This is a genomic window from Staphylococcus sp. GDY8P119P (genome assembly GCF_017892075.1).
In the GTDB taxonomy this organism is placed as follows: domain Bacteria; phylum Bacillota; class Bacilli; order Staphylococcales; family Staphylococcaceae; genus Staphylococcus; species Staphylococcus ureilyticus.
In genome coordinates, this window is record NZ_JAESKJ010000024.1 from 1 (window position 1) to 25456 (window position 25456).

General features: G+C 34.4%; 22 protein-coding genes, 8 tRNA genes and 1 rRNA gene. All 31 read right to left on the minus strand.

Annotated features, from left to right (window positions below; translation table 11 throughout):
* Positions 1-30 precede the first annotated feature (30 nt).
* Positions 31-106: transfer RNA gene (locus KA830_RS13165), tRNA-Ala, on the minus strand.
* 18 nt (positions 107-124) lie between these two features.
* Positions 125-198: transfer RNA gene (locus KA830_RS13170), tRNA-Pro, on the minus strand.
* A 27-nt stretch (positions 199-225) separates the two neighbouring features.
* A tRNA-Arg gene (locus KA830_RS13175) sits at positions 226-302 on the minus strand.
* A gap of 13 nt (positions 303-315) precedes the next feature.
* Positions 316-404, minus strand: a tRNA-Leu gene (locus tag KA830_RS13180).
* Between the two features lie 7 nt (positions 405-411).
* Positions 412-486: transfer RNA gene (locus tag KA830_RS13185), tRNA-Gly, on the minus strand.
* 14 nt (positions 487-500) lie between these two features.
* Positions 501-573, minus strand: a tRNA-Lys gene (locus KA830_RS13190).
* 6 nt (positions 574-579) lie between these two features.
* Positions 580-655: transfer RNA gene (locus KA830_RS13195), tRNA-Thr, on the minus strand.
* A 15-nt stretch (positions 656-670) separates the two neighbouring features.
* Positions 671-746 (minus strand) — tRNA-Val (locus tag KA830_RS13200).
* A 16-nt stretch (positions 747-762) separates the two neighbouring features.
* A 5S ribosomal RNA gene (rrf, locus tag KA830_RS13205) occupies positions 763-877 on the minus strand.
* Positions 878-1350: 473 nt separating this feature from the next.
* Positions 1351-2838 (minus strand): lysine--tRNA ligase, encoded by a 1488-nt coding sequence (gene lysS / locus KA830_RS13210; protein WP_064209957.1) that lies wholly within the window; start codon positions 2836-2838, stop codon positions 1351-1353.
* A gap of 512 nt (positions 2839-3350) precedes the next feature.
* A complete protein-coding gene (folK, locus tag KA830_RS13215) occupies positions 3351-3830 on the minus strand; it encodes a 2-amino-4-hydroxy-6-hydroxymethyldihydropteridine diphosphokinase (protein ID WP_046206542.1) in 480 nt (159 codons plus the stop codon).
* Positions 3830-4195, minus strand: a complete 366-nt coding sequence (folB, locus tag KA830_RS13220; protein ID WP_046206543.1) for a dihydroneopterin aldolase — start codon at positions 4193-4195, stop codon at positions 3830-3832. The genes folK and folB overlap by 1 nt, the downstream gene beginning before the upstream one ends.
* Positions 4173-4976: a dihydropteroate synthase gene (folP, locus tag KA830_RS13225; RefSeq protein WP_204180384.1), complete on the minus strand. Its 804-nt coding sequence runs from the start codon at positions 4974-4976 to the stop codon at positions 4173-4175. Before folP ends, folB begins: the two co-directional genes overlap by 23 nt.
* A 337-nt stretch (positions 4977-5313) precedes the next feature.
* A complete protein-coding gene (cysK, locus tag KA830_RS13230; RefSeq protein ID WP_046206545.1) occupies positions 5314-6246 on the minus strand; it encodes a cysteine synthase A in 933 nt (310 codons plus the stop codon).
* A 157-nt stretch (positions 6247-6403) separates the two neighbouring features.
* A complete protein-coding gene (gene hslO, locus KA830_RS13235; protein ID WP_070039631.1) occupies positions 6404-7282 on the minus strand; it encodes an Hsp33 family molecular chaperone HslO in 879 nt (292 codons plus the stop codon).
* 213 nt (positions 7283-7495) lie between these two features.
* Positions 7496-9610: an ATP-dependent zinc metalloprotease FtsH gene (gene ftsH, locus KA830_RS13240; protein WP_070657442.1), complete on the minus strand. Its 2115-nt coding sequence runs from the start codon at positions 9608-9610 to the stop codon at positions 7496-7498.
* Positions 9611-9894: 284 nt separating this feature from the next.
* A complete protein-coding gene (gene hpt / locus KA830_RS13245; protein ID WP_204180383.1) occupies positions 9895-10434 on the minus strand; it encodes a hypoxanthine phosphoribosyltransferase in 540 nt (179 codons plus the stop codon).
* Positions 10435-10438: 4 nt separating this feature from the next.
* Entirely contained in the window at positions 10439-11731 is a 1293-nt protein-coding gene (gene tilS / locus KA830_RS13250) for a tRNA lysidine(34) synthetase TilS (protein ID WP_204180382.1), read from the minus strand.
* Between the two features lie 197 nt (positions 11732-11928).
* Complete coding sequence (locus KA830_RS13255) at positions 11929-12327, minus strand: S1 domain-containing RNA-binding protein (RefSeq protein WP_046206549.1); 399 nt, start codon at positions 12325-12327, stop codon at positions 11929-11931.
* A gap of 100 nt (positions 12328-12427) precedes the next feature.
* Positions 12428-12829: an FtsB family cell division protein gene (locus KA830_RS13260; RefSeq protein ID WP_046206550.1), complete on the minus strand. Its 402-nt coding sequence runs from the start codon at positions 12827-12829 to the stop codon at positions 12428-12430.
* Positions 12830-12849: 20 nt separating this feature from the next.
* Positions 12850-13113, minus strand: coding sequence for an RNA-binding S4 domain-containing protein (locus KA830_RS13265; RefSeq protein WP_046206575.1), 264 nt, complete (start codon positions 13111-13113; stop codon positions 12850-12852).
* 2 nt (positions 13114-13115) lie between these two features.
* Entirely contained in the window at positions 13116-14303 is a 1188-nt protein-coding gene (locus tag KA830_RS13270) for a MazG nucleotide pyrophosphohydrolase domain-containing protein (protein ID WP_064209952.1), read from the minus strand.
* Positions 14303-15841 (minus strand): polysaccharide biosynthesis protein, encoded by a 1539-nt coding sequence (locus KA830_RS13275; protein ID WP_064209951.1) that lies wholly within the window; start codon positions 15839-15841, stop codon positions 14303-14305. Before KA830_RS13275 ends, KA830_RS13270 begins: the two co-directional genes overlap by 1 nt.
* Positions 15831-19343 (minus strand): transcription-repair coupling factor, encoded by a 3513-nt coding sequence (gene mfd / locus KA830_RS13280; protein ID WP_204180381.1) that lies wholly within the window; start codon positions 19341-19343, stop codon positions 15831-15833. Before mfd ends, KA830_RS13275 begins: the two co-directional genes overlap by 11 nt.
* Positions 19340-19912, minus strand: a complete 573-nt coding sequence (gene pth, locus KA830_RS13285; RefSeq protein WP_046206554.1) for an aminoacyl-tRNA hydrolase — start codon at positions 19910-19912, stop codon at positions 19340-19342. Before pth ends, mfd begins: the two co-directional genes overlap by 4 nt.
* 191 nt (positions 19913-20103) lie before the next feature.
* Positions 20104-20763 carry a 50S ribosomal protein L25/general stress protein Ctc gene (locus KA830_RS13290; protein ID WP_046206555.1) on the minus strand — a complete coding sequence of 220 codons (660 nt, stop codon included), beginning with the start codon at positions 20761-20763 and terminating at the stop codon, positions 20104-20106.
* 141 nt (positions 20764-20904) lie between these two features.
* A complete protein-coding gene (locus KA830_RS13295; protein ID WP_046206556.1) occupies positions 20905-21870 on the minus strand; it encodes a ribose-phosphate diphosphokinase in 966 nt (321 codons plus the stop codon).
* 142 nt (positions 21871-22012) lie between these two features.
* On the minus strand, positions 22013-23368 hold the full coding sequence (glmU, locus tag KA830_RS13300; protein ID WP_046206557.1) for a bifunctional UDP-N-acetylglucosamine diphosphorylase/glucosamine-1-phosphate N-acetyltransferase GlmU: 1356 nt from the start codon (positions 23366-23368) through the stop codon (positions 22013-22015).
* A gap of 483 nt (positions 23369-23851) precedes the next feature.
* Positions 23852-24160, minus strand: a complete 309-nt coding sequence (spoVG, locus tag KA830_RS13305) for a septation regulator SpoVG (RefSeq protein WP_019467718.1) — start codon at positions 24158-24160, stop codon at positions 23852-23854.
* Between the two features lie 70 nt (positions 24161-24230).
* Complete coding sequence (locus KA830_RS13310; RefSeq protein ID WP_046206558.1) at positions 24231-24605, minus strand: RidA family protein; 375 nt, start codon at positions 24603-24605, stop codon at positions 24231-24233.
* A gap of 17 nt (positions 24606-24622) precedes the next feature.
* The gene (gene purR / locus KA830_RS13315) at positions 24623-25447 is read right to left on the minus strand and encodes a pur operon repressor (protein ID WP_046206559.1); all 825 of its coding nucleotides are present in this window, start codon (positions 25445-25447) and stop codon (positions 24623-24625) included.
* Positions 25448-25456 lie beyond the last annotated feature (9 nt).

The window sequence follows — 25456 nt, forward strand, 5'->3', positions numbered from 1 at the left end:
TTCAGTTTTCAATGTTCATTTAAATATATATGGTGGAGACTAGCGGGATCGAACCGCTGACCTCCTGCGTGCAAAGCAGGCGCTCTCCCATCTGAGCTAAGCCCCCATATTCTTTTAATAAGAGTCGGGAAGACAGGATTCGAACCTGCGACCCCTTGGTCCCAAACCAAGTGCTCTACCAAGCTGAGCTACTTCCCGTATTTATTATAATATTCATTCTAAAAATGGTGCGCCCAATAGGAGTCGAACCTATAACCGCTTGATTCGTAGTCAAGTACTCTATCCAATTGAGCTATGGGCGCTCTATTAAAATGATGGTGCCGAGGACCGGAATCGAACCGGTACGATGATCTCTCATCGCAGGATTTTAAGTCCTGTGCGTCTGCCAGTTCCGCCACCCCGGCAAAATAATGGAGCAGAAGACGGGATTCGAACCCGCGACCCCGACCTTGGCAAGGTCGTATTCTACCGCTGAACTACTTCTGCAAAATGAAACTGGATGAGCCATAGAGGATTCGAACCTCTGACCCTCTGATTAAAAGTCAGATGCTCTACCAACTGAGCTAATGACTCATGAAATGGTGCCGGCCAGAGGACTTGAACCCCCAACCTACTGATTACAAGTCAGTTGCTCTACCAGTTGAGCTAGGCCGGCTATTCATTTTTTAAATGGTGGAGGATGACGGGTTCGAACCGCCGACCCCCTGCTTGTAAGGCAGATGCTCTCCCAGCTGAGCTAATCCTCCACATGATTATTATAATGCCTGGCAACGTCCTACTCTTGCGGAACGTAAGTCCGACTACCATCGGCGCTAAGGAGCTTAACTTCTGTGTTCGGCATGGGAACAGGTGTGACCTCCTTGCTATAGTCACCAGACAATGTCATGTATAAAATTTATCATACATTGTTTGTTATTCAATTACAATAGTTAATTTTACACTATCTTAAAGAATTTCACAAGTTCTTTACTTAGTATTTAATATGTAAATGCTCGTTTTCGACGACTTTTATATAATACTATGTTTTTTTGCTGAAGTCAATAGTTTTCGTAACTTTTATTTAAACATAAATTTATTTCGTATGTATTTGCGTTTACTTAACTCGACTTGAATTATCTTACCATAAGAATTCGAGGTTTACCATACCTTTTTTAGTATATTTTTATATTTAAATAGCATAAATATGCATAATTGTATCTTATTACTTTTATTATTTTCTATTTTAATTCTAAGCCTTTTGTATTTCCTTGTTTCTTGCATAGTTTATATTAGTAAATAAAAAGGATTAAACATCCCGGCTTTTATTTGTAAGCCACAATATTTAATCCTTTATTATTAAGTTGAGCTATATTACTTTTGTCTCATATATGGGAAAAGTAATACATCTCTAATTGAAGCTGAATCAGTAAGTAGCATGACAAGTCTATCAATACCTATACCTAGACCACCTGTTGGAGGCATACCATATTCTAATGCTTCAATGAAATCTTCATCCATTTCATGCGCTTCGTCATTGCCTTGCTCTTTTTCAACTAATTGTGCTTCAAATCTTTCTCTTTGATCTATCGGATCATTTAATTCTGTAAATGCATTACCATGTTCTCTGCCGACAATAAATAATTCAAAGCGATCCGTAAATCTAGGGTCTTCTGGATTTTTCTTTGCTAATGGTGATATTTCAATTGGGTGTCCATATACAAAAGTAGGTTGTATTAATGTTTCTTCAACTTTTTGTTCAAAGAATTCGTTTAAAATATGACCGTATTTCATATTTTCAGTAATTTCAACACCATGCGCTTTAGCCAGTGTTTTTGCCTCTTCATCATTTTGAACATTAAAGAAATCAACGCCTGTAGCTTCTTTGACAGCATCTGCCATATGAACTCGTTTCCAGTTTGATTCTAAGTCAATAACTTCTTCACCATAATTAATTTTTGCAGTACCAAGTACTTTATTAGATATATGTCTAATCATATCTTCTGTTAAGTCCATAATATCGTGATAGTTTGCATATGCTTCGTAGAGTTCGATCATTGTGAACTCTGGATTATGACGTGTAGATACGCCTTCATTTCTAAACACGCGACCAATTTCATATACTTTTTCTAATCCACCAACAATTAATCGTTTCAAGTGTAATTCTATTGCTATTCTCATATATAATGTAGCATCCAAAGCATTGTGATGTGTTACAAACGGTCTCGCTGCAGCTCCACCAGCAATTTGGTGCATCATTGGAGTTTCTACTTCTAAGAATCCTTGATTGTTTAAGTAATTACGCATTTCTTGTAAGATTTTACTTCTATTAATAAAAGTTTGCGTACTATCTTGGTTTGTTATTAAATCTAAATAACGTTGACGATAGCGTTGTTCAATATCTTGTAAACCATGAAATTTATCTGGTAATGGTCGTAATGCTTTTGTTAGGAGCGTGAATGATTTTGCTTTGACCGACAATTCACCTGTGTTTGTTTTAAACATAACGCCTTCAATACCTACGATATCTCCTAGGTCTGCTGATTTCCATAGTTCAAATTGTTCTTCTCCAACTTGGTCTTTTCTCACATAAATTTGAATTTGGCCTGATAAATCTTGTACGTGTGCAAAACCTGCTTTACCTTTACCACGTTTCGTCATTAGACGTCCTGCAATGCTAACATGACTTTCTGCTTCTTTTTCTTGTAATTCTTCTTTGGAAAATTGATCCCAATCATCATGCAATGGTGTAGCCATTGAAGTTCGTACAAATTTTCCGCCGAATGGATCGATACCTAAATCGTATAGTTCTTGCATTTTTTGACGACGCACCTGCATTTGGTCGTTCATTTCTTCTGACATAACTTTCTCTCCTTTATACTTCTTATCCAATTTTAATTTTAGCATTAACCTTTTTGTTAGAATTCGAGGAATATCTATCATTGATGATTACCGTATTTTGATTTGTTCCAATCATTTCTAACTTTACCATGACCACCCCATCTTTTAAATACAAAGATGGTATTTGCTTATGTGCTTAGTACCAATTTTTCAACTTTTAATTTTACTAGAGGTCATGAATGTAATAAAGTAATTTAAACTTTAAAATGTTATATCAGTATTATTAATCAATTGTAGATAAAATAATGCTATTGTATTCCCTTTTACATCTACTTAAATATTTTATTAGAGTTAACGATAATACGAAAGGTATTGTTACTCATTTATTATTTGGTAAGTTACTATCCTGTCAATATGATTGAAGAAACAACATGAATTTTACAGTTTTTATATAATAAAACTGAAAGTATACGCATTCAAGTATAGCGCTTTGCTATTCCGCTTCATCATGAAATTTACACACATTTGTTTCCTTACCCTTTATATTGTTTCACTGAATTATCTAACATTACTAAATCTCTAATTTTTTTATTTGTATGAGGTTCAGTAAAATCTGGTGCAATATCATTTAATGGTATGAGCACAAAAGAACGCTCTAACATACGTGGATGCGGTATGATCAAATCATCTTCATCTATGATTTGTTCCTCAAATAATAAAATATCAACATCTAATGTTCTAGGACCCCATCTTATATCTCTCACTCTATGCAACTGTTGTTCTGTTCCTAAACATGCCTTTAATAAATCATGAGGTGTCAGTGATGTTTCTATTTCAATACATTGATTTAAAAATTGCGGTTGCTCAACATATCCAACAGGTTCAGTTTCATAAATTGGTGATGTTTGTGTTACATTGATACCTTCTGTTTCATTTAAAATACGAATTGATTGATCGAGCTGTGCTTTTCTATCTCCAACGTTACTTCCCAAACCTAAGTACGCATATGACATTATAAATTCTCCCTCACTATTTCTACACCTACACCTTCATAATGACCTGGTATAGGGGGATTTTCTTTAGTGATTCTAACTTGCGTTTCCATTACACGATTATAGTGTGAATTTATACGTTTTGCAATACGTTCAGCTAGATGCTCTAATAAATTCACTGGTTCACTTTCCATGATTGATTTCACATCTGCATAAACTTCACCATAGTGAACTGTATCAGTTACTTGATCTGTTTCACCTGCAAGGCTTAAATCGACTTTCATAGTCAAATCAACGATGAATATTTGACCAATTTCATTTTCGGCTGGTAATGCACCGTGATAGCCATAAAACTTCATACCGTTAAGAAATATTGTGTCTTTCATCCTCATTCTCCTTTAAATAATCCATGCTTTGAGCCAAACGGACATTGAGCGCAACGTTATGAACCCTCACACCTTTAACGCCTTTCATTATACCGTATGCAGTAGTAGCTGCAGTTGCTTCATCTCTTTCAATTGCTTGCGTGTCTCGATCTATCATTTCTTTAATAAATCTTTTTCTACTTGTCGCTAGTAGCACAGGATAATCTGTAGCTACTAATTCATCCAAGCGTGCCATTACTTCTTTTTCTTCATCTCTTGTTTTTGCAAAACCAATGCCAGGATCTATCCAAACTTTTTCTTGTGGGATACCTGCCATTTCTGCTTTATTAGCTTGTTTCAATAAATGCACAAGCATTTCATCCACAACAGGCATTGATCTATGACCATCACCATTGTGCATCAATATAATCTCACCTTCATATTTAGATACAACGTCAAAGATTTTTTCATCATATAATCCAGCCCACTGATCATTAATCATTGTAGCGCCTAATTTCATTGCTGCTTCTGCTACTTCACTTCTATATGTATCAATAGACAATTGAACATCTAATTGGCTAAGTGCTTTTACAACAGGGACCACGCGCTGTAATTCTTCAGTAACACTTATTTCCTCATAACCAGGACGTGTTGATATACCACCTACGTCAATCATATCTACACCGTCTTCAATCATTTCTTGCGCTCTTTTGACAGCCTTTTCTACTGAATTATATTTACCGCCATCAGAAAATGAATCAGGTGTTACGTTTAATATGCCCATAATTTTTGTATGTGCCATCGTTACTTTCTTCCTTTCACTATGAAATGACTCATCGTTAGCTTAGTAATCACTATTCTATAATAACGCTAATTTATAAATTTTTCAGTAACCAACGTTCATATCGTCGGAAAATTTAAACTCGTTTATTTCACCCATTTCCACATTTTGTAATTAATAGCTGCTATTCAGACATTTTAATCATTTCGTATTGTACTTTTTCAATTGCTTTAGTTGTCTTTAAAAACTCTACAAACAAAGCATTCACAGAAGTCATAAAAAAATGTCGACAAAGTCAGAAACCTTGTCGACATTTGAAACTGATCACTTACACATAATCGGTTTTATAAATATATTTTTAATCTTCAAATGAATATAGAGGTGTTGAAAGGTAACGTTCACCATTACTTGGTAATACAGTAACTACTGTTTTACCTTTACCTAAAGATTTGGCTTTTTCTATAGCTGCATAAATTGCTGCACCTGAAGAAATCCCACCTAATATACCTTCCTCTTTAGCAACCTTACGAGACATATCCATCGCTGTTTCATTACCAACTTTTATAACTTCATCATAGATATTCGTATCTAAAGTATCTGGTACAAATCCTGCACCTAAACCTTGAAGTTTATGTGGTCCTGGTTCTCCACCACTTAATACTGGAGAATCTTCAGGTTCAATAGCTACAAGATTAATGTCAGGGTATTTCTCTTTCAATACTTTACCTGCACCAGTTAATGTACCACCAGTGCCAACACCAGCTAAGAATGAATCAATGGTTTTACCTTCAAATTGTTCAACGAGTTCTGGACCAGTTGTCAATTCATGCACACGTGGATTAGCCGGGTTTTCAAATTGTTGTGGTTCATAATAACCAAATTCTTCTTTTAATTCTTTGGCTTTTTTAATTGCACCTTTCATCGCTTCTGATCCTGGTGTTAAAACAACTTCTGCGCCATAAGCTTTTAATAAATTACGACGTTCTTGACTCATTGTTTCTGGCATTGTGAATACTGCTTTATAACCTTTCGCAGCACATACAAAAGCTAAACCAATACCTGTATTACCACTCGTAGGTTCTACAATTGTATCTCCTGGTTTGATTTTTCCTTCTTTCTCTGCCGCTTCAATCATTGCTAACGCGATACGGTCTTTAACAGAACCACCTGGATTTTGATATTCTAATTTCACATAAACATCTGCAGCATTTTCATCCACCACATTGTTCAACTTAACTACTGGCGTATTGCCAATCACTTCAACGACATTATTTACTGGTTTGTTTGTCATAAGTATTGCTCCTTTTCATTAAAAAGTTTAAAACCTACTTTTTCTATCGGATATACTTTATATTTTATCAGATTTTGATTTGAATACAACTAAGAAGATTAAAAATTACAATATTTTTATACTTTATAGTGACTTAAACTTCATTTTAAAGGATTTTTTACATCTTTTCTAATAATTCCTGTAATTCATTTTCTGTATATTGATATTTATTTCTACAGAAGTGGCATTCTGCTTCTGCACCATGATCTTCATTAATCATACTTTCGATTTCAGCTTGGCCTAGTCCTTTAATTGCATTTAAAAACTTTTCGTGACCGCAATTACATTCAAAACTTGCAGGCATTTCTTCTAAAATTTGAACTTCATCTTCACCAAGTATTTCATATAATATTTCTTCTGGAGTTAAACCTTGATCAATTAATTTCGAAACGGGTGTCATGTTGTTGATTGCTGTTTCTAATTTATTGATTGTTTTTTCTTCTGCACCTGGCATCACTTGTATGATAAAACCACCTGCAGCTTTTATAGAGTTATCAGGATTCACTAGTACGCCTAACCCTACAGATGAGGGTACTTGTTCACTTTTTGCAAAGTAGTAAGTAAAATCATCGCCTAATTCACCAGAGACTAGTTCACTTGAACCAGAGAAATAATCTTTCATTCCAACGTCTTTTACTACAGTTAATGCACCATTTGTTCCAACAGCTCTACTAACATCTAATTTTCCTACGTTATTTAGAGGGAAGTGCGTTTGTGGATGCGTCACGTATCCTCTGACATGACCGCTGGCATCTGCATCAGCTATAATTTTTCCGATTGGCCCTTGTCCATCAACTGTAACTGTCAGTTTTTGATCGCCTTTTAACATTGCACCCATCATCAACGTTGCAGTCATTGTTCTGCCAAGTGCTGCGGATGCTGTCGGCCAAGTATAATGTCTTGTTTGTGCTTCTTGAACACTTTCTGTAGTTAATGCACTATATGCTCTTATCTGTCCTTCATAAGCCAATGCTTTAACAATGTAATCATTTGTCATTTCTTTAATTTCTCCTTTTATTCATTGTAAGTGTTTAAATTGTTTTCTAACTTCTATATAGAATTTTATAATACTTTTTATCAATGCAATTTATTGTACGTGTTCAATCAAAAAATTGCTACATATCTGTTTGTGATTTTATTGATTGATGAATAATAAAAAAGCTTCTTTCCACATCAATATGATAGCAGAAAGAAGCTTTTTGTTCAGTTATTAATTTCTATTGCTTGGATCATTAGGATCACTTGGGTTGCTAGGTTTATCGATATTTGGTGCTTGTTCATGACCTGTCTCTTCTGAGTCGTCATTGCCATGTTCACTTTCTTTGCTTTCTTTATCGATATCTTTTTCCTCTTGTTGGTCTTCTTCTTGTTGTTTTTTACCAACTTCTAGTTGTTCTTTTCGTACATCTTCATATGATTTACCATATTTACCTTCTTTAAATTCACTTTCTTGATCACTTACAACTTCTGCTGCATCGTAATCAACTTCTGGCAATACGCCATCATAGAATAATGAACGAATTTGTTCAGCAACTAATGTCTCTTCTTTTAATAAAGATTCAGCAATTAAAAGTAATTGTGATTTATGTTCTAAAAGAATGTCTTTACAACGTTCGTATTGTTCTTTAATAATACGTTGAACTTCTTTATCAATTTCATACGCAATTTGACCAGAATATTCTGGTTCGCCTTGCATGTCTTTACCTAAGAATACTTGTCCATTGCTGCTACTTGAGAATTGAACAGTACCAAGTTTCTTACTCATACCATATTCAGTAACCATTTGACGTGCGATTTGTGTTGCACGTTCAAAGTCATTTGAAGCACCTGTTGATACTTCGTTGAAATTAATATCTTCAGAAACTCGACCACCTAACAAGCCACAGATCTTATCAAGTAATTCTGGTTCAGTCATTAAGAAACGATCTTGTTTTGGTAACATCATTGCATAACCACCGGCTTGACCACGTGGTACGATAGTAACCTTATGGACAACCTCTGCTTCATCAAGCACCATACCAATAATAGTATGACCGGCTTCATGGTGTGCAACAATATTACGTTCTTTTTCAGAAATGACACGTGATTTTTTAGCAGGGCCAGCAATCACACGGTCAGTCGCTTCTTCAATATCACGCATATCTATTTTCTTCTTGCCTTCACGTACTGCAACTAATGATGCTTCGTTCAGCAAGTTTTCTAAATCTGCACCAGAGAAACCAGGTGTTCTTTGAGAAACTGCTTTTAAGTCTACTGTTTCATCAAGTGGTTTATTTCGAGCATGAACGTGCAGAATTGCTTCACGTCCTTTTACATCTGGACGTCCAACTTGAATTTGTCTATCAAAACGACCAGGACGTAATAATGCTGGGTCTAAAATATCAGGACGGTTTGTAGCAGCAATCATAATGATACCCTCGTTTTCACCGAAACCATCCATTTCAACTAGTAATTGGTTTAGCGTTTGTTCACGTTCATCGTGACCGCCACCAACACCTGCACCACGTTGACGACCAACTGCATCGATTTCGTCAATAAAGATAATACAAGGTGCATTTTTCTTAGCATTTTCAAATAAGTCACGTACACGGCTTGCACCGACACCTACAAACATCTCAACGAAGTCTGAACCACTGATTGAGAAGAATGGTGTACCAGCTTCACCAGCTACTGCACGAGCTAATAACGTTTTACCTGTACCTGGAGGTCCTACAAGTAAAACACCTTTAGGTATTCTAGAACCCATTTGCTTAAATTGTTTATTATCTTTTAAGAAGTCAACAATTTCTATTAATTCTTGTTTTTCTTCATCTGCGCCAGCTACGTCTGAGAAGCGTACACGTTTTTTCTGACTGTCGTACATTTTCGCTTTGGATTTACCAAAGTTCATCATACGACCGCCGCCACCGCCGCCTCCTTGTGCTTGACTAAGGAAGAAAATAAATAATAAGGCTATGATTAAAACTGGTATTAACGTCGTTAAAATACTTACAAATACGCTTTGCTTTTCTTCTTCTTTAACTGTAAATTTCAATCCATCTTGACTTTGTGCTTTATCTGTTATTTTTTCAAGCTCTTTATCATTATTATATAAAATAGTTGAAGAATAATCTTCATCTTTTTTAGTTTTACCGCTTACCATATATACATTTTGTTCTGGTTGAATTTCTAAGGATTTTAATTCACCTTTATCTAATTGCTTAACAAATTGGTTATATGTAAGCTGTTTTGGCATATTTCCGTTACCATTTAGCCACGAAAACAAGCCAAATATAATAACGCCAATGATTGCGATAACTAGCACGTTACGAAAGGCTTTCTGCATGCGTCGTTTCCTCCTACTTCAATAATAAAACTAACAAAAATTGTAACACAATACACAAGTTTTGGGCTAGTAATTCTACTTTTGTATGTACGTTACAGTTCTTGTTGTTTTTATACTTTTATATTTTTGATATACAAACATTTTACATATACTTTATGATTAATCCCTTAAATGATTTACGTATATGTTCGCGTATTTTATCAATATATTATGTATATCGACTCATTTAATATGATTACGTTTTACAGTATATAACAATATTTCATACGATTAAATTGTACTGCTTACTTTGAATAAATTTCTGGTTTAAGCGTTCCAATATATGGTAAATTTCTATAATTTTCAGCATAATCTAATCCATAGCCAACTACGAATTCATCTGGAATTTTTTTACCTACATATTTTGCTTCGATATCTGCTTTACGGCGATTCGGTTTGTCTAACAATGTCACAATTTCTAGTGAATTGACTTTTCTTGATTCCAATAATTCAGTTATTGATTTTAATGTTGTCCCAGTTTCTAAAATATCTTCAATAATCAAGATGTCTTTCCCTTCTATTGAAGCGCTTAAATCTTTAAGTATTTGCACTTCTCCTGTTGATTCAGTACCGCCATGATAACTAGAAACATCCATGAAATCGATAGCTAAATGCGTTCCAATATGTTTAATAAGGTCTGTCATAAACATTACTGAACCTTTCAAAATACCTATACAAACAAGTGGTTTACCGGCATATGCTTCAGTAATCTTTGCACCCAAGTCTTTACAAATTTGTTCTATTTCTTCTTCATCTATTAATATTTCCTTTAAATCATTTCGCATAATTTCATTCCTCTCCCGTATTTCGTATGAAAATAGTATCTTTATATTCATTATTTAAATATAACGTACCTACAGCAATAATTGCTTCATCTGCATTAACTAAAATTGGTAATTGGTTACGTTCAGTTTGTATCACTTTATGATCAATCAGTAATCGACTTACTTTTTTGTGTCCTTTTATCCCATTTAGTTTGAATTTATCACCATTATTTCTAGTTCTAATAACTAACGGATAATCATCTTCCGGAAAATCATCTGTTATACTAATACTATAATGACCATAATGATATAAACCTGGCTGCAAAATTTTAGTTGGCATAAGAAATTTATCATAATTTGCCATTATTATAAATTTATCATAAGCGATATAAATATTCCATTTATCCGTTGTATATATTGTGCATTGCGTAACTTTGCTTTCGAGTTGCTGAAACCAAGATTCATACATTTTTTCAGTCATTGGTGCTGTTATCTGTAATTTTGAAAATATTTTATCTAATATTATGATTTTAATATTATGGTTCAAATTTGAAAATGCAACTCTTGGAATGACTATTTCATCTTTATCAGCATTTTCGTGAACATGAGTTTCTATAAAATGTAACGCATGGTCATGTAATTCTTGCAGTTGTATATCATGCCAATCTTTCAATTTTAGTAGCTGTTTTGTCGATAAATGTCGGTTGTCGTCAATAGCAGGTAAAATACGATTACGAATATCGTTTCTAACATAAAGATTTTCAGCATTGGTCTCGTCTTCATAATAAGGTACTTCATAACTTTGCTGATAGTTTCGAATGTCTGCTTTTGTTGTTTCTAACAATGGTTTACACAACATATAGGCACTTCGTGAAGTCAGATATGACATACCTAAACTACTTCGAGTTGAACGACCAGTCATCAATCGATAAAAGATAGTTTCAATTTGATCGTCTTGATGGTGAGCGGTTAATAAAACGTCTGCATCCAACTCCACCATCATAGTATCAAACCACTGATATCGTTCATTTCTCGCAATATTTTCAATGCTATTCCCCTGTTCAATAACTTCTGATAAATCTAAATGATGCACGAACAACGGAATCTGATAAAACTCACAATATTTTCTTATAAATGTTTCTTCTTCTTGTGCAATATCACGAATATTATGATTCACATGTAAGCAAGTTAATTTTCTATACGATTGGGATAATGGATGAATTAAGTTGTGTAATAATACCATGCTATCAATCCCGGTTGAAACGGCTAACACAATGTGTTGTTCTTTATTCCAACCATCAGCATTAACTTCTATCATAGCTTACCTCCTATGTCACAATACGAAATTTTTTTACATGCACCTTGTAATGTCTGTGAACAACAAAAAATAGACTGTTTCCTTAAGTAAGAAAACAGTCATTTATTGTCAAAGTCACACGTCGTTAAAATGATATTAAATGTTGTATTTGAGCAATTAATTTAAGTTCTCTTTGGAACAGTCTTATTTTATATATTTTAGCGTCTAGCGCCTTTTCCACCACGTCTAGATTCCGTTTGACGCTTAATAGAAGTCAATTTATCTTCACTATCTTTTAAGAAGTTTGTTAATTTCTTTTCAAAGTCCTCACCTTTAGGTTGAGTTTGTTTATGATTTGGTTTGTTTTGAGGTCTACGCGGACGATCTTTTGCTTTTTTGATTGATAAACTAATTTTTCCATCATCAGCAATTGATAGTACTTTAACTTCAACTTCATCACCAACAGATAAGTGATCTTCTACGTTTTCAACGTAGTTATCTGCAACTTCACTTATGTGAACTAAGCCACTCTTTCCTTCTGGAAGTTCGACGAAAGCGCCAAACTTTTTGATTCCAGTGACTTTACCTTTAAGCTTGTTTCCTACTTCGATTGACATATTATAAATAAATCCTCCCGATTCGTTTCGATTTTAACCCTATTATATGCCTGTTTGCATAAATTAACAATGGTATAATGATGCAAAAAATTAAATTCACTTATTTATCATCATTTTGCGCCTTAGATTTGGTGTCAGATTTATTTTCTCCGGGCAATTTGAAAATAACTTCCCCATCATTACTTAGATAGTAATCATCACGTGCAACTTTTTCAATATAATCTTTATCATTTAGATTATTTAATTGTTCTTTTAGTGCTAATTCTTCATCTTGTTGCTTTTGATACTTTTGTTCTTTTTGTTGGCGCTCGACTGCATCGTCATTGTTACTTTGTTTTTGAGTGACAAGCATGATGGATAAAATGATAATAATCAGTAGTAAAAGACCACCGAATAAAGTGATACGTTTACGAACAACACGCTTCCTCATTTGTTTGTGTTGCTTTTTTTTGTTTTCTGCTGAAGTATACGTATTGCCTATATTTTCAACTTTTTTATTCATTTGCTTGTCACCTCCCGTTCCTATATTTCACTTACTTTTTCTTCTTTAATGAGTTCATACATGCCCTTTGCATTTTCTTTTGTTGCATGTTCACTCAATCCCGTAACTTTGATTGTTACAACTTTTTGACCAAATCGGATAACAAGCTCATCCGATTCTTTTACATCGGTACCTGCTTTAGCAACTACACCGTTTACAGTAATACGTCCTTGATCACTGATCTCTTTAGCTAAAGTGCGACGTTTTACTAATCTTGACACTTTGAGATATTTGTCTAATCTCATCATTATTTTCCTCCTTGCTCTAAAATTCGTTTTAAAGCATTTTCATCTAACGACTTATTTTTTGTTTTATCATACAATGCTAAGAAGTGGTCTGCAAATACTTTCTCAAATTTCACTCGCTGTTCTTTACCTTCTTTAGACTTAGCGTCGGACCAAATATTTTTCAAATCTTCTTCAGTTTCTGCTTTTGTGTCACCAAAAACATGTGGATGTCTGCGTATCATTTTTTCTGAAAGGCTTTGTATCACTTCGTTTATATCCATGTAACCTTCTTTTTTGCCAATACTTGCGTGTAATAATACTTGTAACAGGATGTCTCCTAGTTCTTCTATCATATGCCAATCGTCTTCGTTATCTATAGCTTCAAACAATTCGAATGTCTCTTCCAGTAAATAGCGTTTTAACGTATGGTGTGTTTGAACCTTATCCCATGGGCACCCTTTTTCATCGTCTACAAGATGATTTATGATACCAACTGCATAGTCAAAATCACCAAAGTATGCTTCTTCGGTTTCCACTTTTGGAATAAATACACTTGTTATATTGTTAAAAACATCATCGTAATGATCTATTTCATATAACGGTGTTTTGATTACATTGGCGTGATTATTGCTCGCACCATCTACGATATAAACAAGTTGGTCATCACTATAGCGTTCCATCAATGTCACTTTTAAATCACCTGCGACCATTGCACTATAGACTTGTGTGATAAGTGTGTGCGTACGCATATTCAACTTTTCTTTTTGAAGATCTGTTGCATCTAACATCGTAAAACCATCATTAGGGTCAACTTTTACCGCTTCAAAAATATCGTCTATAAAGCTCTTGCCGCCCAATATTTCAATTTCAATATCAGAATGTTGTTGAGCATACTGCTCTAAATACACAGTTGTCGTTTCAGCTACACGTGGATGCCCTGGTACAGTATATACAATATCATTGTCTCTTGCAGCATCAATCAACTTTGTCACAATAGCTTCATATACATTTTGAAAAGCGTCATGGCGTTTATATTCTTGATCAAAACTTTCCATGTCGATACCTTCCGAAGTTAAATCTTGGATAACTGGATGGTCAAAGGTACGTGTGTAAACGAGTGTTTGTTTTTTTAAAAATTTATAAATTCCTAAGGGTAAATCTTCTATACCATAATTCCCTAATCCAACAATTGTTATTTTATTTGTCATTAATGTTTCCCTCTTTTCATATGGAATAGTTTATCTCCAAAAGGCAGGTGTTTAAGTTCTCTAAAACTTAATAAATGCATGCGTACGATAGAAAAAATCACTACAATAACGCCGATAGTTGCTGCTACAGCTAATTCGACTAAGCCTTGCATTCTACCTTCTCCCGGAATAAGAAACATAACTATTTGTACTGTAATTGATAACAGCATCATTGTAATTACTAACTTAACAATGAACTTTTTCATTGTTTGAAAATGATACAGCTTTAAGACTTGATACTGTAAAATCCACACAAAGATGAACAGTGAAATCACAGTACTTACACTGGCACCGAAAATTGAAAATTGCGGTATTAAAACCATATTCAATATCGCTTTGACCACTACCCCAATACCAAATGCACACAAAATAATTTTAACGTGATTTTTCACTTGTAATAAGGCGATATCCATCATTATAAGAGAAACGCATATGACGGTAAGCATATAAACGGATAACGTACCGTTCAAACTATCGTTTTTAAAGAATACGCTATTCATTACAGGTAGCAAATTGATTAAACCTATTGCTGCTGCAACACTAAATAAAACTGTAATCTTTATAGATGCGTTAGCATAACGATTTACCAGTATATGTTGTTTTGTTTTTAATGCATCTGTTAGTAATGGAATAAGTACAAAACAGAACGTTGTCGTTACAATTAATCCCATCTGTATAAAAGACGCACCTCGATCATAAATACCTTTAAAAATAGTTGCTTCGTCAAAATCTAAACCAGTCATTTGAAGCGCATGTATTACTGTAAAGCTATCCACGACTTGCCATACAATAACAATTAATTGGCTTACCGCGAACACAACGATACCTAACGTTAACTTTTTCCAAGCCACTTCCACATTGGCATGTGCTTTAGATAACTTAAAAGGTTTCCGCTGCATCAGAAACAAACTAGATGCGAAAAAGCCAATACCTGAACCAACAATCGCCAATGTACCTGCACGGTATATACTCCATGATTGACTCGTAAACATCACAATAGCAATCATGATAATGGCGACACGAATAAATTGTTCTATAACCTGGGAAATAGCGGGTATATTCATCTCATGATGCGCTTGATAATAGCCCCTATAAACACCAAGTATGCCAACAAATAAAAAGCTAACACTTGCCGCCCTTAACATAGGTGCTAAATTGACATCTCCCATAAGAAAGGCAACCCAGTGTGCACACATAAATAAAAGTAAGAAAAAGATAACACCAACAAATTGTAACCTTAATAACACGCGCGTATATTGACTGGGGTGCCCGTTTGCGTTGAAAGTTTGAGTGACCGCACTAGGAATAGCATTCATCGATAAAATAACGCCTAAAGCTACTATGGGGTACACTTGTTGATAGGCATATAATCCGCCATCGCCCAGTAAATTTTGATAGGGAACACGGTATAATGCACTGAGTATTTTAACGATAATAAGCGCTATTGTTAGTACAACAACACCATTAAAAACACTTTTTGTATCCGATTTAACGTTCATCTGGTATAACCATACTTTCCTCTAAACATTTCACTAAGAATTTCAAACTGTCCAACCATACTTTATCTTTATTTAGCGTCACTTTCATTTTACCTTCTTGAACACCAACTTTCATTGCGCGTCCAAGTGGTTGTGTTTGTTTAAAGAGTGCTTCGCCATTGATGTCAGTAGTACCTTTTTCGGATAAATAAACCTCTATTTTTTTACCTATATCTTTAATAAGTGTTACACCTGCATTCAATGCATGCACTTTAATTTCCATCATTTCAAGCAATCTTTCAACCTCAACAGGATAGTCATTAAAACGGTCAATGAGTTCATCTTTAACATCCATCAATTGTGATTCCGTCTCAATTTTACGTAATTTTTTATAAATTTCTATCTTAGCCTGTTCATTTGGAATATATTCAGCTGGTAAATAAGCATCAATATTTAGTTCAATTTCAACTTCAGGCGCATCATGCTGTTCTTCTTTAATGCCTCGTTTTTCATTTACCGCTTCTTCTAACATTTGTGAGTATAAATCGAAACCTACGGAATCAATAAATCCATGTTGCTGTTTGCCTAAAAGGTTACCTGCACCTCGAATATTTAAATCTCGCATTGCAATCTTAAATCCAGAACCTAATTCAGTAAATTCTTTAATTGCTTGCAATCTTTCTTCTGCAGTCTCTGATAATACTTTGTTAGATGGATGTAAGAAATAAGCATAACCTATACGACTTGAACGTCCCACGCGTCCTCGTAATTGATATAATTGACTCAGTCCAAACTTATCAGCATCTTCGATAATTAAAGTATTAGCATTGGGAACGTCTACGCCAGTTTCAATAATCGTAGTCGTTACAAGAATATCAAATTCATGATTGATAAAGCTTAACATCGTTTCTTCCAAATCACGTTCATTCATTTGACCGTGGGCCACACCTATATTCGCTTCTGGCATTAACATTTGTAGCTGTTCTCTTTTTTCATAAATCGATTGCACTTTATTGTACAAGTAGAAAACTTGGCCCTCACGTGATAATTCTCTTTCTAACGCTTCTTTAATAAAATTCATATTTTGCTCTAATACATAGGTTTGCACAGGAAAACGATTTTCTGGTGGTGTTTCTATGACAGATAAATCACGCACGCCTAACATACTCATATGTAGCGTTCTCGGAATAGGTGTTGCAGTTAATGTTAAAACATCAACATTTGTCTTAAGTGATTTAATCTTTTCTTTGTGTCTTACACCAAAACGTTGTTCCTCATCTACAATGAGTAGACCCAAATCTTTGTAATGAATATCCTTGCCTAATAATTTATGTGTACCCACAACGATATCAACATAGCCTGATTTTAGTCCTTCTTTCACTTCTTTCACTTCTTTAGTCGTTCTAAACCGGCTAATAAGTTGAATTTCTATTGGAAAATCTTGCATACGTTCAATCAAAGTTTCATAGTGTTGTTGCGCTAAGATTGTGGTAGGCACGAGAAACGCTACCTGCTTACCTTCCATTACAGCTTTAAATGCCGCTCGTACCGCTACTTCTGTTTTTCCGTAACCTACATCACCACATAATAACCTGTCCATTGGACGTTCTACTTCCATATCTTGTTTAATCTCTTCAATGGATTTGCCTTGGTCTGGCGTTAACTCATAAGGGAAATCAATTTCAAAATCATTTTGTTGTGGGGTGTCTGGACCATATTTATAACCAACTGACATTTCTCTTTCTTTATATAATTCTATTAATTCATCGGCCATATCTTCAACATTTTGTTGAACTTTGGCTTTCGTTTTCTTCCATTCTGTGCCACCAAGTTTATTTAATCTAGGTGATTTATCTTCGGAAGCAACATACTTTTGTACTTGATCCATTTGATCTACGGGTACAAATAATTGATCAGTACCTTTGTATTGTAATTTTATATAATCTTTGTGTACGCCTCCAACTTCAAGCGTTTCGACACCTAAATATTTCCCTACACCATGGTGAACATGAACAACAAAATCTCCAACTTTCAAATCTTGATAGGATTTGATTTTTTCTGCATTTGTTAATTTCTTATGTTGCTTTACCTTTTTCTTTTGTTTAGATTTAAATAGTTCACGTTCTGTTACAACAACAAGATGCATATATGGCAATTCAAAACCTTCTGACAAACTGCCTTCAGTGATAATCGCACTACCACCATCGCTTTGTGTGCTTGGTGTATCTATAAATGTTGGTATATGCATTTCATTTAACATTGATTGAATACGCTCTTTTTTCGCTTCAGTTTCTGCTAATACGACAATCGTATAGTCATTTTGAATAAATCGTTGAAATTCAGAACGCATGATATCATATTGACCATAAAATTGTTGTACCGGCTTACATGAAAATTTAATGATTTCATTGAGTTCTACCGGCATCGTTGCCGTAAATAAAGTAAAATACGTAACTGGATATCGATTTAATAGTGACTCAAATCCGTCATATTGTAAGAAATTCTGTCCGATAAATCCTTTACCGCTTTCAATTAAACTTTGCATAAATTCTTCAGCTTCAGAAATCAGTGTTGTTTCAGTTTCTTTAATTCTATTATATTCATCCACTGCTACAATCGCATCAGACTTGAAGTAATCAATAATGGTTGCAGGTGCTTCATACATAAAAGCAGCGAGTCTGCGTAATACTTGATGATCAAATAAAGAAGATTCAAAAAGTTGAAAACTTTCATATGTTTCTTTCAAGTCATTACGTACAGATTTATCTATTTTGGGACGTGTATACTCATATGCTTCTTTTAATTTTAGTTTAGTATGCTTCAATACATCATCTGTAATAATATAATCACTAGCCGTCGTAATATCTACTTGGTCTAAATTTTCTTCTGAACGTTGGGTTTCAACATCAAAGTTTCGGATTGAATCTACTTCTGTATCAAATAGTTCAATTCTTACAGGCATACCTATTAAAGGATATATGTCAATAATCCCACCACGCAATGAGAATTCACCAATATGCGATACTACACTCTCTCTACGATATCCCATGTTTACAAGTTTGCTTAAAAATTCATCAATATCAATGTCGTCACCAATGGTAAGTGTGAGTTGATGCTCCCTCCACATTTCAACGGGTGTTAACCATTTTTTAAAACCATTTAACGGTACGATAAATAACCCTCTCTTTTCTTGAGCAAGTGCCGTCAAAGTACGTACACGTTCACTCATGAATTGGGGGCTTTGTGTGGAAAATTCTTCTGTCATAATATCTTGCATTGGATACTTGTATATATCGTCAGTATCAACATATTGTTGTAAGTCGCTCTCTAGTTTGTCAGCTTGATACAAGTTGTTCGTTACTACAAGAAGTTGCTTTGAACTATGAATAAATTTTTCAGCTATAATTGTTGCCTTTGCCGAACTAGATAACCCAGTAACCAATACGTTGGCTTCACCAAATACTTCATTCAACTCTTGATATCGTTTATCTTCTTTAATGTATTCTGTAATTATTGATTTCACTTGACCTCACCATTAAACTCATTCATCACACGGTCAAAACGAGAACTTTCAATATAAGCTTCTACTGCACGTGCTGAATGTTCTATTACGTTATTCATTGTTTCCATTTCTTGTTTTGAAAATTTTTGCAATACATAATCAACAATCGACATGCCGTTGGACGGACGATCAACACCAATACGAATACGTTTAAATTCGTCTGTACCTAAGGCTTGAATAATCGATTTCATACCATTATGACCGCCGGCACTGCCTTTTTGTCGTAATCGAATTTCCCCTTGAGGTAAATCCAAATCATCATATAGTACAAGTAAATCGTCTATATCAATATCATAATACTTCATCAGTGGACCTACAGCATCCCCAGACAAGTTCATCATCGTCATTGGTTCTATAAACATCACTTTCTCACCAGCCAAATGTTCGATTGTATAGGCACCTTTATACTTTTGTTTATCTAATTTAAATTGATTCTGTTCTAACATATAGTCAATCACTTCAAAACCAATATTATGTTTTGTCAGCTCAAAGCGTTTGCCGATATTGCCTAAACCTACAATACATTTCATTATGTTACCTCCAATTGTTGTTGTCACTCAGAAACATTTATTATTTCGCAACACTCTATAGTTTCTTTTTATATTTTCATATCATTCACTATATTAACATAAAAAAACACCAGCTTAACGAATTAAGCATGGTGCTTTTTAAAATCATTTTTCTTATTGAAATCGCGTGTTTGAAAAAGGGATCGAAGAAATTACTCTTCTTCTTTTTCTTCTTCGTCGTCTTCTTTATCTTCACCAACAACTTCAGGCTCTTCAGTTTCTGATTCGCCTTCCATAGCTTCGATTTCTTCTTCAGTAGGTTCTTCAGTTGGAGGAACTACTGTTACTACAGACTCTTCAGGGTCATTTTCAATTGTGAAATCACCTGAAACTTTAATGTCTGCCACTGAATAGCTATCGTTAACATCTAATTCGCTGATGTCAATTTCGATAGATTCAGGGATATTATCCGGTGTTGCAGTTACTTCAAGGTCGAATAATGGTTGTTCAACAACGCCACCTTCTTTAGCTCCTACTGCTTCACCAGTAAGTTGAACTGGTACTTCAACTGTACGTTCTTCACTCATATTGATCGCTAAGAAGTCAATGTGAGTAATTTGGTTTTTAAGTGGATCGAATTGATAGTCTGAAACCATTACTTTAATTGTTTTAGAACCTACGCCTAATTCGATAACACCGTTACGTCCAACTTCACGAATCACTTTGATAAATTCTACTTCATCAACTTTTACTGAAGTATTTTTTGTACCATAACCATAGACGATTGCAGGTACTTTACCTATTTTTCTTAGTGTTTTAAGGTCTGAACGTGTTTGTTTACCTTGACGAATAATTGACTTTAATGAAGCCATATTATTTCCACCTTTCATTTTTTGTTCTTATTATCATAATAAGAACCCCTCACTTGCCCATCAACATAATGTTGCTTGCAAGTGTTTATTTAATCGTGAATTGAAATCACGAACGGAATAATTATACAACTATTGCATTAATTAGTCAAATAGTACACTAACAGATTCTCTTTCATATACGCGCACAATAGCTTGTGCTAATAAACCTGCAACTGACAGTTCTTTAGTATTGGCTGGTTTACGATTTTCATCTAATTGAATTGAATTTGTAACGACTAGCTCTTTAATCGCTGAATTTTCAATACGTTCTTTAGCTGGGCCTGATAAGACAGGGTGTGTACAACATGCATAAACATCTTTTGCTCCTTTATCTTTGAGCGCTTGAGCTGCTAATGTAATCGTACCGGCTGTATCGATGATATCGTCGATAATTATCGCTGTGCGACCTTCAATTTCACCAACAATATTCATTACTTCAGCCACATTAGGTTTAGGACGTCGTTTATCTATGATTGCAATTGGTGTTTTAAGAATATCTGCAAGTTTGCGTGCTCTCGTTACACCACCGTGGTCTGGAGAAACTACAACACATTCCTCTGGGTCAATGTCTGTATCATTTTGGAAGTATTCTGCTAAAATCGGAACACCCATCAAGTGATCTATTGGCATATTGAAGAACCCTTGGATTTGTGGTGCATGCAAATCTAAGGCAATCATGCGATCTGCGCCAGCAGTTTCGATTAAGTTTGCAACTAATTTTGCTGTGATTGGTTCACGGCTGCGCGCTTTTCTATCTTGACGTGCGTACCCATAGTATGGCACTACGATATTAATATTGGCTGCTGAAGCACGTTTGCAAGCATCAATCATAATTAATAATTCCATTAAATGTAAGTTTACTGGATTAGAAGTAGGTTGAATAATAAATACGTCACAACCACGAATACTTTCTTCAATATTAATTTGAATTTCTCCATCGCTAAAACGTTTTACAGAACATTTTCCTAGCTCGATTCCAACATTATCTGCTACTTCTTGGGCTAAGGGCTCATTACCTTTTAAAGAGAATATTTTCAAAGCAGAATTCTTATACTCATTGTTTAACATTTATAGTCCTCCAATTAATTCATTCAATTAGTTTCGTTCATAGACAAAGTTATATTTATTTCATTAATCTACAAAATGTCGATTGAGGTCTTACTTAGATCTACATTATATTTATGTGATTAGAATCATAATCTAATCGTGTCTATTTTTTCAAATAACCTTCTTTAGTTGTTTGTCTCGCTCTTGCTAATGCTAAACTATCATGTGGCACGTTATCAGTAATGGTAGAACCTGCAGCTATAAATGATCTATCACCTAAAGTAACTGGTGCTACTAAGTTGGTGTTACAACCTATAAATGAATCATTGCCGATGATTGTTTTTGATTTATGCTTACCATCATAGTTTACTGTGATAGAACCACAACCTACATTCGTACGTTCACCAATTTCTGCATCACCAATATAACTTAAATGCGGTAATTTAGCACCTGTTTTCACGACTGATTTCTTAACTTCTACAAAGTTTCCAACTTTAACATTTTCACCTAAGTCTGCCCCAGGACGTAATTGAGCAAACGGTCCAATTGTAGTATTGTCACCTACAACTGATTCGTTAATCACCGATTGCTTAATTGTAACGTTTGAACCTATTTTACTATTAAGAATTTCTGTGTTTTGGCCAACAATGGTATCTTCGCCAATTTCACAACTACCAGCTAATTTCACATTTGCTTCAATTGTAACATCCATGGCGATTTTTACATCTGCACCTATATATGTAGTAGCAGGATCGATAAGTGTTACACCGTTTCTCATATGGAAGTCATTGATACGTTTTCTATAAGCTGCCTCTGCCTCACTTAACATTAGACGATCGTTGACACCCATAATTTCTTCAAAATTATCTGTACGATATATTTCAACCGTTCCTTGTGCTTGTAAAATAAGAGATAAAACGTCAGGTAAATAATATTCAGCTTGGACATTATCATTTTTTACCAATTTCAATTTTTCAAAAAGTAATTTATTATCAAATGCAAAAATACCTGAGCTAATTTCATTGATTTGTTGTTCATCTGCTGTTGCATCTTTCTGCTCTACAATCTTAACTAAATGATCATTGCCATCTCTCACAATACGACCATAACCATATGGATTACTCGTCGTCGCTGATAAAACTGTTGCATCAGCTTGATTGTGCTCATGATGTTCTAATAATGATTTAAGTGTCTCTCCAGTTATTAATGGCGTATCACCACAAACCACTAATGTTGTACCTTGTTCGTCTTTCAAGTGCTCACTTGCCATTTCAACAGCATGTGCAGTACCGAGTTGTTCGTCTTGGAAACTATATAATGATGTATCTCCTAACGTTTCTTTCACGCTTTCTGCACCGTGGCCAACAATGGTCACAAGATTTTCTACTCCAGATTGTTTAACGTTATCAACGACATGTTCAATCATTGATTTGCCCGCAACCTCATGTAGTACTTTGTATTTCTTAGATTTCATACGTGTACCTTTTCCAGCTGCAAGTACTATTGCATGTCTTTGCATGTGTGTAACCCTCCATTAAATTATACACTTCTATATTATTATAATTTAACGCTAGTACCACTTTCAAGGCTCAAAACCCTAATGTTATACAATGGAAACAATTCAAGTTATTTTTTATCAACTTCACATATTCATAATTGTCATCTTTGACTGACACAAATCATCACAAAATGTTTGTCACAAATTGATTTCATACTTTGTGAAAAATTATATATTTTAGAAGTCACACCGTTACTAATTTAAATGTCAGTTTTTCAATTATTAAAATAACTTGTAATTATTTAGAATAGTTTTTGATTTATTTGAAAACAAAAAAATATATTTTTGTCACCTTTTCATTATAATAATTTATTTCAATTCTTTATATTCTTATTTTTGAGTAAGACACAAAAAGACCAATCCGTTAGCATACGAATTGGTCTTTTTTATATTAAGATTGAGATCTATGTCCCAAGCCCTTTTTAATTTGATTCATCTTTTATATTAAGCTTCATCATTTGTTTCTTCTGATGATTGAGCATTTTTATCAGGGATAACTTCATCCGTTTCGTCATAAACTTTCATAACCGCATCTTGAATTTCTTGTCTCATTTCTGAATTAATTGGATGCGCGATATCACGAAATTCACCATCTGGTGTTCTTTTACTTGGCATTGCGACGAATAGACCTGAGTTGCCTTCAATCACTCTTAAATCATGTACCACAAATGATTCATCTAGAGTTATTGAAACTAAAGCTTTCATTCTTCCATCTGTTTGTATTTTTCTAAGTCTTACATCTGTCACTTTCATGTAGTGAGCCCCCCTAGTATCTCTTTGTTAGAAGCTTAACAATTTCATCAAAAATTATAAATCCCTTAAATTACTTCACTTCTGCGATTACTTCAATTTCAACTTTTACATCTTTAGGTAATCTTGCGACTTCGACACAACTTCTTGCCGGTTGATGTTTCGCAAAATATTCACCATAAACTTCATTTATATTTTGAAATTCATTCATATCAGCAATGAATATTGTTGCTTTGATTACTGAATCTATATCCGATCCAGCTTCATCTAATACAACTTTTACATTTTCTAAGACTTGTTTCGTTTGTGCTTTCACATCATCACTAACAATTTCACCATCTAAATTTAATGGGATTTGTCCTGATGTAAACACAAGTCCGTTAATGACCGTTGCATGTGAGTATGGCCCCAATGCTTCCGGTGCTTTTGATGTGTTGACTACTTTCATGATGTTGATCCGCTCCTTTAAGTAAATTTAGTTAAACTGTTGCCATTTTCCACTTTAAATTCCTGATTGTATTCATCTACATCAGACAATCTAACTAAGGAAGTATAATCTTCAATTAATCTTTGCTTAACTTCTTTTGATTCTACTAATACGGATACCCCTTTAACATGTGCTTTAAACTCATTCATTAAATTCATTACACCGTTAATAGAACCACCTGCACGCATAAAATCATCCACAACGAGGACATTAGAGTTTTCTGGTAATGTACGCTTAGATAATACCATCGTTTCTATCTTTCTAGTAGAACCTGATACATAATTTATCGAAACCGTAGAGCCTTCGGTTACTTTATTATCTTTCCTTATCACTACCACTGGTAAATTCAATACATTAGCTACTGCATTGGCTAATGAGATACCTTTTGTAGCAATAGTTACAACCGCATCTAACTCTTGATCCATATAAAGCGTTGCAATTAATTTCCCCACCTTATTCAATAAAGTTGGGTTCCCCATTAAATCTGATAAGAATAAATAACCACCTGGTAACAGTCTATCTTTTTCTTGCAGAAGTTCGATAACTTCATCTACGACTTCACTTGCTTCTGCTTTACTCATCTGTGGCTTATATGTAACGCCACCACTAGCTCCAGCGGTCGTTATTACTGTGCCCAACTTTTCTTTTTGAAAAGTAGACTTAATAATTTGTACATCTTCACTGATGGATGATTTTGCTTGCTTAAATTTTTGTACAAAAAACGTTAAAGGTATTAATTTATTGGGGTTATTCATCAAGTATTGTGTCATAAAAACAATACGTTCACTTCTTTTATAGCGCATTTTCTTCAT

Bases quoted from the DNA above. Each gene is read 5' to 3' on its own strand.
- KA830_RS13255 (WP_046206549.1), bottom strand. From the start codon at position 12,327: ATGTCAATCGAAGTAGGAAACAAGCTTAAAGGTAAAGTCACTGGAATC.
- tilS (WP_204180382.1), bottom strand. From the start codon at position 11,731: ATGATAGAAGTTAATGCTGATGGTTGGAATAAAGAACAACACATTGTG.
- hpt (WP_204180383.1), bottom strand. From the start codon at position 10,434: ATGCGAAATGATTTAAAGGAAATATTAATAGATGAAGAAGAAATAGAA.
- KA830_RS13310 (WP_046206558.1), bottom strand. From the start codon at position 24,605: ATGAAAGTAGTCAACACATCAAAAGCACCGGAAGCATTGGGGCCATAC.
- KA830_RS13295 (WP_046206556.1), bottom strand. From the start codon at position 21,870: ATGTTAAACAATGAGTATAAGAATTCTGCTTTGAAAATATTCTCTTTA.
- pth (WP_046206554.1), bottom strand. From the start codon at position 19,912: ATGAAATGTATTGTAGGTTTAGGCAATATCGGCAAACGCTTTGAGCTG.
- KA830_RS13265 (WP_046206575.1), bottom strand. From the start codon at position 13,113: ATGAGATTAGACAAATATCTCAAAGTGTCAAGATTAGTAAAACGTCGC.
- hslO (WP_070039631.1), bottom strand. From the start codon at position 7,282: ATGACAAATGATTACATTGTTAAAGCATTGGCTTATGAAGGACAGATA.
- folB (WP_046206543.1), bottom strand. From the start codon at position 4,195: ATGAAAGACACAATATTTCTTAACGGTATGAAGTTTTATGGCTATCAC.
- ftsH (WP_070657442.1), bottom strand. From the start codon at position 9,610: ATGCAGAAAGCCTTTCGTAACGTGCTAGTTATCGCAATCATTGGCGTT.
- cysK (WP_046206545.1), bottom strand. From the start codon at position 6,246: ATGACAAACAAACCAGTAAATAATGTCGTTGAAGTGATTGGCAATACG.
- glmU (WP_046206557.1), bottom strand. From the start codon at position 23,368: ATGCAAAGACATGCAATAGTACTTGCAGCTGGAAAAGGTACACGTATG.
- KA830_RS13260 (WP_046206550.1), bottom strand. From the start codon at position 12,829: ATGAATAAAAAAGTTGAAAATATAGGCAATACGTATACTTCAGCAGAA.
- folP (WP_204180384.1), bottom strand. From the start codon at position 4,976: ATGGCACATACAAAAATTATGGGCATATTAAACGTAACACCTGATTCA.
- lysS (WP_064209957.1), bottom strand. From the start codon at position 2,838: ATGTCAGAAGAAATGAACGACCAAATGCAGGTGCGTCGTCAAAAAATG.
- purR (WP_046206559.1), bottom strand. From the start codon at position 25,447: ATGCGCTATAAAAGAAGTGAACGTATTGTTTTTATGACACAATACTTG.
- KA830_RS13275 (WP_064209951.1), bottom strand. From the start codon at position 15,841: ATGAACGTTAAATCGGATACAAAAAGTGTTTTTAATGGTGTTGTTGTA.
- spoVG (WP_019467718.1), bottom strand. From the start codon at position 24,160: ATGAAAGTGACAGATGTAAGACTTAGAAAAATACAAACAGATGGAAGA.
- KA830_RS13270 (WP_064209952.1), bottom strand. From the start codon at position 14,303: ATGACAAATAAAATAACAATTGTTGGATTAGGGAATTATGGTATAGAA.
- KA830_RS13290 (WP_046206555.1), bottom strand. From the start codon at position 20,763: ATGGCTTCATTAAAGTCAATTATTCGTCAAGGTAAACAAACACGTTCA.
- folK (WP_046206542.1), bottom strand. From the start codon at position 3,830: ATGTCATATGCGTACTTAGGTTTGGGAAGTAACGTTGGAGATAGAAAA.